1 protein-coding gene is annotated in these 1,282 nt (G+C 63.3%); it reads left to right on the top strand.

Annotation, left to right across the window (positions count from 1 at the left end):
• The coding region (locus tag DVS29_RS36740; protein WP_118186248.1) for an ISNCY family transposase at positions 1–1,249 on the top strand (1,249 nt) is incomplete at its 5' end.
• Positions 1,250–1,282 lie beyond the last annotated feature (33 nt).

The raw sequence follows: 1,282 nt of genomic DNA, 5'->3' as shown, positions 1-1,282 counted from the left end.
GCCGATGAACCTGCGGGGCCGCGTGATCGCCATCATCCGTGAGCGCTACGCGGATTTCGGGCCAACCCTCGCGCGTGAGAAGCTGGTCGAGTGCCATGGCATCCGGCTCGCGAAGGAAACGCTGCGGCAATGGATGTACGACGCCGGTCTGTGGGTGCCGCGGCGACAGCGGCCGCCGAAGGTCTTCCAGCCGCGCAACCGGCGTGCGTGTCTGGGCGAGCTGGTGCAGATCGATGGCAGCGATCATCGCTGGTTCGAGGACCGGGCGCCGGCCTGCACCCTGCTGGTGTTCATCGACGATGCGACTGGCCGGTTGATGGTGCTGCATTTCACGGCCACCGAATCGACCTTCAGTTATTTCGAAGCCGTCCGCAAGTATCTGGAGGCACACGGCAAGCCGGTGGCGTTTTACAGCGACAAGGCCAGCGTGTTTTACGTCAAGGGGCGCTCGGAGACGGCGGGCAAAGGCGTGACGCAGTTCGGGCGCGCGCTGTACGAGCTCAACGTCGACGCATTCTGTGCGAACACCAGTCAGGCCAGGGGTCGCGTGGAGCGCGCCAACCTGACGCTGCAGGACCGTCTGGTGAAGGAGTTACGGCTGCGTGGCATCAGTTCGCGGGAGGTCGCCAATGCCTGGGCGCCCTCCTTCATCGCTGACTTCAACCGGCGCTTCGCGAAGCCGCCCGCCAGCGATCACGACGCGCATCGGGCGCTGCGCGCCGACGAGGACCTGCGGCAGATTCTGGCGTATCGGGTGCCACGCAAGGTAACGGCCTCGCTCACGGTGCAGTACGACCGCGTGATGTACCTGCTGGACGATACAGCGACCAACCGGCAGCTGGTTCATCAGTATCTTGAGGTGGTCGAGTATCCGGATGGCCGCATCGAACTACAGGCCGATGGAGTCGTGGTGCCGTATCGCGAATATGACCGGATTCCCAACATCGACCAGGGCGCGGAAGTCGACAACAAGCGGCTTGCCCAGGCGCTAGCGGTCGCCCGTTCATTGCAGGACATCCGGGACGATCGACGCACGGCGGGCTCACCGTCCCGGACGCATATTGGCGAGGCAGTTCGGGCAAAGAAGGCGCTGCTCGGGCTGAAGAAACAGCGGGCGATCTCACTCGCCGACTACAACGAAGCCCTTGGTCGGATCACACAAAAGCAACTGCCTGAACGGGGGGCGGCTGCGCCGCCCCAACCCCAGAACAAAAGAAAAAGCACAGCAAAACCGGACATTTCTATCTAGCCAGCACCCCGACATTTGAATCTGGCTTTGACA

Origin of the sequence: Paraburkholderia phosphatilytica, from assembly GCF_003443895.1 — a bacterium.
Classification (GTDB): Bacteria; Pseudomonadota; Gammaproteobacteria; order Burkholderiales; family Burkholderiaceae; genus Paraburkholderia; species Paraburkholderia phosphatilytica.
Note: the sequence above shows the minus strand (reverse complement) of the source record. Positions and strands in the feature narration are given on the sequence as shown.